The 6,231-nt window shown below is 37.1% G+C and carries 6 protein-coding genes; all 6 read right to left on the reverse strand.

What is annotated here, in order from left to right; genetic code table 11:
- Positions 1 to 15 precede the first annotated feature (15 nt).
- Positions 16 to 993 (reverse strand): type I phosphomannose isomerase catalytic subunit, encoded by a 978-nt coding sequence (locus QPK98_RS07170; RefSeq protein WP_310992429.1) that lies wholly within the window; start codon positions 991 to 993, stop codon positions 16 to 18.
- Positions 990 to 1,403: a 6-pyruvoyl trahydropterin synthase family protein gene (locus QPK98_RS07175; protein ID WP_310992430.1), complete on the reverse strand. Its 414-nt coding sequence runs from the start codon at positions 1,401 to 1,403 to the stop codon at positions 990 to 992. Before QPK98_RS07175 ends, QPK98_RS07170 begins: the two co-directional genes overlap by 4 nt.
- The gene (gene idi / locus QPK98_RS07180) at positions 1,400 to 1,918 is read right to left on the reverse strand and encodes an isopentenyl-diphosphate Delta-isomerase (protein ID WP_310992431.1); all 519 of its coding nucleotides are present in this window, start codon (positions 1,916 to 1,918) and stop codon (positions 1,400 to 1,402) included. The genes QPK98_RS07175 and idi overlap by 4 nt, the downstream gene beginning before the upstream one ends.
- Before the next feature lie 107 nt (positions 1,919 to 2,025).
- On the reverse strand, positions 2,026 to 3,966 hold the full coding sequence (locus QPK98_RS07185) for an OmpA family protein (protein ID WP_310992432.1): 1,941 nt from the start codon (positions 3,964 to 3,966) through the stop codon (positions 2,026 to 2,028).
- Positions 3,967 to 3,980: 14 nt separating this feature from the next.
- Positions 3,981 to 4,928: a PorP/SprF family type IX secretion system membrane protein gene (locus QPK98_RS07190; protein ID WP_310992433.1), complete on the reverse strand. Its 948-nt coding sequence runs from the start codon at positions 4,926 to 4,928 to the stop codon at positions 3,981 to 3,983.
- 52 nt (positions 4,929 to 4,980) lie between these two features.
- Positions 4,981 to 6,231 (reverse strand): DUF7507 domain-containing protein (locus QPK98_RS07195; protein WP_310992434.1); only part of this gene is annotated, 1,251 nt, incomplete at its 5' end.

The raw sequence follows: 6,231 nt of genomic DNA on the forward strand, positions 1-6,231 counted from the left end.
CAAAGATACGAAGTTTTACGGTATGAATACCTCTAAAAAACTTGCAGAATTGGTACTGATTTTTATTTCAGGTACTTGAGCTGGAATTAAAATGGTTTCGCCCTTCGTAATATTTTCTGAAAAATGATTGGTTTGTATTAAAGCGCTTCCCTCTAAACACATATATACCGTAAAGGACCCTAAGTTTTCTAACTTGCGAACATAGTCTTTTGAAAGCTTTAGTTTATTTACCGAAAAGAAAACCGTGCTGCCCATTGAGCTTGGCGTATTTATCGCTTCGGAATAACTGAGTTTTGCTTCTGAAGGAGAGAAATCAATTGCCTCCAGAGCTAAATCGTTATGCAGTTGACGCATTTTACCATTAACGTCTGGCCGGTCCCAGTCGTAAATTCTATAGGTAATATCTGAAGTTTGTTGAATTTCTGCCAGCAAAACCCCCGCACCAATTGCGTGTACTGTTCCTGGATGCAAAATAAATGCATCTCCTTTTTTAACCTCTTGTGAATTTAATATGCTGGTAACTTGTTTTTTGGATAGCGCGTTTAAATAACGTTCCTGATCTATATTTTCATTAAAGCCGAGAATAATTTTAGCATCTTTTTCGGCATTCAAAATATACCACATCTCCGTTTTACCAAAGGAATTATGTCGCTCTTTTGCTAAAGCATCATCAGGATGTACTTGAACCGAAAGATTTTTCTGGGCATCTATAAATTTAAAAAGTAACGGAAAATTGTTTCCAAAATCTCGATATACACGGTCTCCCACCAGTTTTTCCTTATAGGTACGCAATACCCATGGTAAGGTTTTCCCTTTGAGCGATCCGTTTGTGACAACCGAAGCGTTGTTTTCTAGGCCCGATATTTCCCAGCTTTCTCCAATTTTACCCGTTGCGTTTTTAGAAAAAAATTTTTTTAGCTTCTCCCCTCCCCAAATTTTTTCTTTGAGAATAGGCCGAAATTTTAAAGGATATAGCGTCTCGGGTACATTCATTTATCTCCTGTGTAAATAACAAAATTTCTAGGGGTTTCGTAGAGTTTTATTGAAATTTTATAGGCCTCACTTACTCGTGCACGCATCTTATTCCAGATAACAATAGCAATGTTTTCTACCGTAGGGTTCAGGTTTTTAAACTCTTGCACTTCGAGGTTTAGGTTTTTATGATCAAATGCGTCTTCAACTTCCTCTTTAATAATTTTTTTTAGAATTTTTAAATCCATCAAAAAACCCGTTTCAGGATCTATTTCACCAGTAATTCCAACTTCAAGCTCATAATTATGGCCGTGATAATTGGGGTTGCTGCATTTTCCGAAAACCGCATAGTTTTTTGCATCGTCCCATTCCTTTTTAAAAAGTCTGTGGGCTGCGTTAAAATGTGCTTTTCTATAAACCGTCAAACTCATACTAAGATATGTTGATAAAATTTATCAAAAATAATCTTAAACCAAGCTGTATAAATATCTGGGTTGGCTTCAATATCTTTTTTTACTTCCTCTAAATCCATCCATTTCCATGCGGCTACCTCGTCTGGGTTAATTTCGGGCTCTCCCTCATAGTTTCCCACCAAGATATGATCTAGTTCGTGTTCTGTCAATCCATTGTCAAAGGGTGCTTTATAAATAAAAGTAGTTGTTTCTTTTAAATCTGTACTAAACCCCATTTCTTCAAAAAGCCTTCTTTTTCCGGCGTCTAGAGAAGTCTCTCCATCGCGTTGATGGCTACAGCAAGTATTTGCCCAAAGGCCTGGAGTGTGATACTTATGCAGAGCTCGCTGTTGTAGCATCAATTCATTTTTAGAATTAAATACAAAAACCGAAAACGCTCTGTGGAGCAATCCCTTTTCGTGCGCTTCCATTTTTGGCATTAGCCCAATTTTTTGATCGTTTTCATCAACGAGAACTACTTTTTCTTCTTCCATTAAAAACTTTGTTTTGGCTCAAAAATACGAAATCGGTTGCTGTTCTAAAAGCAAAAAACGCTCAATACAATGTATTGAACGTTTTTATAAAAATTAATCTAAAAAACCTAATTCTTAATGATGAACATTGACCTCCTATTTAGTTGATGTTCTTCAGCTGAACAAGGCACACCGTTTGAACAGTTATTTACCAATTGCGATTCACCATATCCTTTCGCACTTAGCCTATCTCTATCAATGCCTTTACTCACCAACCAATTAAGGGTTGATTGTGCACGGCGTTCAGATAGACTTTCGTTGTATGAATCACTACCTCGAGAATCTGTATGCGATTCAATATGAATAACAATTTCTGGATACTCTCTCAAGGCTGCAAGAATTTTAGCCAATTCTATTTCAGCATCTGGTCGGATGTATGACTTGTCAAAATCAAAGTAGATTGGCTGAAGGTTTAAACGACAACCTAAATCGTTGGGCGGGCAAGGTCCAATTCTATCTAAAGGCAATGGAACATTAATAGTTCCTGAACGTACGGGAGTTTCTATAACTTCTTCGTAAGGGTTATATCCTTCTTTCATTCCACGAACTGTTAGTTGCTTTCCACAATCTGCGATAAAGCTATAACTACCATCAGTATTTGCGGAAACTTGTGTAACCAGTTGATTGTTTTCGTCAAGGAGTGAAACGTTGGCTCCTGGTAATGGATCTTTAGTTTCACTATCAAAAACTATCCCTTCAATTGTTATTCTACATTTTTCTTTTACTAAATAAATATCATCGTCTATACTACCGCCATCACCATCTCTATTTGAAGAAAGGTATCCTATTCTAGATTCTTCGTCTATAATAAATCCAAAATCATCCTTAGCACTATTAGCGGGCTCGCCTAAGTTTGTAGGAGCTTCTGGCATTCCTTCGGCATTAAGTGAAGAAACAAAAACATCATAACCTCCTAAGCCTGATCGTCCGTCGCTAGAAAAGTATAGATTGTTTTTATCGCTAACAAAAGGAAATGATTCTCTACCTGCTGTATTGACTTTCGGTCCTAAATTTACTGGCGTTCCGTATGTATCATCATCTAGAATAGTTACATACCAAAGGTCAGACTTTCCTAATGTGCCGGGCATATCAGAAGAAAAATACAGTTTTTTTCCATCGGCACTTAAAGCAGGATGGGCAACAGAGTATTTTTTACTGTTAAAAGGCAACTCTACAACGTCTTTCCACGTATTATTTTCAGATTTTGTCGCTCTATACAAACTCAGTCTTAAGGTTTTAAACTTCTTAGATTTATCGAGACCTTTTTTTCCTTCAATAAAATTATTTCTTGTAAAATATACTGTATCTCCTTCTTTTGAAAACGCAGCGGTAGATTCATGATATTCGGTATTTATTTCACCTTCTAAGGGTGTTGGGTTACTGAGTTCTCCCTCGTCATCTGCATCTGCAATAAATAAATCTAAAAATGGCTCTTGTGTCCATTGGTCTAATTCGCCTCCAGTGGTATTGGCTGCTGAGGCATAAACCACCTTATCTTTCATATAAAATGTAGGTCCAAAATCTGAGGTTGTTGTACTTATGGGAGACATTTCAACAACAAATTGTCTTGATTTAAAAACGGTACTTTTTAAATAGTTCTCATCTTCTTCGTAGGTTTTTATAACAAAGCCCGATCCACCTTTTACTGTATAAGTACTTAAGAGCGCACTACTTTCTTCCTGCTTATCTAGGCTTTTTAAAGATTGAGCTGCCCTATAGTAGTAATTAGGCCCGGTTTCATCAGGAAAGTTATTTACTAACTTTTCGTACCATTTTGCCGCATTGGTATAGTCTCCGTTAAAATAATAGGTGTCGCCTAAATTTTTATAAATTTCAGCAGATTCATACCCGTCTTCTACCACTTTTAAGTAGATGTGCCGCGCATCGATGTAAGCAAATTTATCAAATTCTTTATTTGCTTTTTTTATATCTCTTTTCTGCCCATACGCACTTCCCGCAGCAAGAGCTACAAAGGCAAAAACAAATATGTTTCGTACTATTGTATTCATAGTCATTATTTTTTTTAGAAGAATCTTGGAGTTAACACTCTTTCGGGTCTGTTAAACAATTCAAAGCGAAGCATAACTTCATAAGAGCCATCGCTATACGCCTCAATATCTGTTGTTTGATAATCGTAAGCAAAGCCAATAAATATATCGTCGGTAGCTTGAAAACCAACCATTCCACTCATTGCGGCACTCCATCTGTAAGCGGCGCCAAGTGTTAGTTTATCGTACAATAAGAAGTTTGCCGAAACATCTGCTTGCAACGGGGAACCATTAACCATTTTAAAAAGCGTTGCTGGCTTAAATTTCAAATTATCGCTTATATCAAACACATAACCAGCAATTAAGAAAAAGTGCATACGTTCTGAAGCTGTTGTTTCTACTGATGAATTTACTATACTGCTTTTATCAAAATGTTTGGTGGTCAAGAAATTTGGAACGGAAAATCCTGCATAGAATTTTTCAGTATTGAAATACACACCCGCACCAATTTGTGGCTGTAGTTTATTATCTATATTATTTTGTTCAAAATAAGGATCTGAATAGACATCTCTTGGTAGGTTCAGTTTAGAAAAATCTAAGTCTAAAATATCTAAACCCGCTTTAAGTCCGAAAGATAATTGCGCATTTTCTGACGTATTAATAGAATAAGAATAGTCTATATTAAAGTTAGTTTCAACCGCTGGTCCAATTCTATCATTTACAATCGATAGCCCTAAGCCCATATTGTCGGCCACTGGTGAGTTAACTGTAAAGGTTCCGGTATTGGGAGCTCCATCGCCAAAATTAACCCACTGCGTTCTATAGAGTAGACCAAAGCTTAGAACCTCACGATTTCCAGCATATGCAGGATTTACCACCTGCGTATTGTACATGTATTGTGTATACTGTGGATCCTGCTGCGCATTACTTGAAAACGTGCCAAGTAAAATCAAAATTATTAGTGTTAGATAACTGTGTTTCATAGTTATGTATTTTTAATCCTGGGAGCTATACTCCCAGGAATATTTGATTTTTCTATCTATTAATATATAAGTATCCTGTGTAGGTATCTTTTCCGGGGTTTTCTCCTTGGAAAGTCAGTACATAGAAGTAAGTTCCTGTTGGTAGGTTTTTATCTTCTTGAACAGTTACACGCCCTTCAGAAACACCTGTAAATGTATTCTGGCTGTCGTCTTCACCTTTTCCATAGCCATTGGTTTCATAAACCAGTACTCCCCATCTGTTGAAAATTTTCACGTTATTGTTAGGGTAACGGTGAATTCCTCTTATCCAGAAGTAGTCATTCATACCATCTCCGTTTGGTGTAATACCGTTGAAGATCTCAAAACTCAATGGATCTGGAAGGATAACAATTGCTTCAGAGTCATCATTTACTGTAATGCCAAAGTAATCCTCACCTGTTACCGTAGCGAAGTTTTCAACTTGCCCCTTAATTATATCTCCATCGGTTATAGTGTAGGTCCCGGTAATGGTTGTACTATCTGTTTCACCTGGAAGTAAAACTTCTATTGGTCCTCCAGACATTTCGATACCAGGAAGTAAATCTTCAATAGTAATGTTGTAAAGTGTAACATCACCTGTATTGGTTACAGCAAATGAGTAAGAAATTGTTTCACCTATATCAGATGCACCATTATCATTATCATCGTTAAACACTCCAGATTTTTCTAATCCGATTGAAGGATTCTGACATAGATCTGTTACCGTTGGATTGTCGTCTAAATAATTTGCATTATCAGATTCATCTGAAACAAGAGTTCCATTTGGAGAAATCCCTTCAGTAAAAGCCTGGTTTTCTATTAGTCCAGCATCAACATCATCTTGAGTGACGGTATATAAAGCTGTGAAAGTAGAAACGTCTTCATCTCCTGCTCCTAAATCAATAGGGCCACCTACAACATTTACCATTGGATCTGTTACAGTGATATTGCTCAGGGTAACGTTTCCAGTATTTTTAACGCTGAAGGTATATAGAATTGTTTCATCTACACCGGCACATCCATCGTCATTTTCATCAATTAGAGTTCCTACCTTTATTAAAGCAATGGAAGGATCTTGACAAAGCTCGATTATCGTTGGGTCTTCATTTCCTATATCAGTTCCTGAAATAGCGCTTACCGAACTCTGGTCTGGAGCTGTACCCACCGTTGTTGCTTGGTTAACGACTTCACCAGCATCAATGTCATCTTGTGTGATAACGTAGCTTGCTTCGTAAATCCAAGTTTCTGTTACATCTAACTCGCCGTCGCCATCAGTGTCTCCACT

The sequence above is a fragment of the Aequorivita marina genome (assembly GCF_031631895.2).
In the GTDB taxonomy this organism is placed as follows: Bacteria; Bacteroidota; Bacteroidia; order Flavobacteriales; family Flavobacteriaceae; genus Aequorivita; species Aequorivita marina.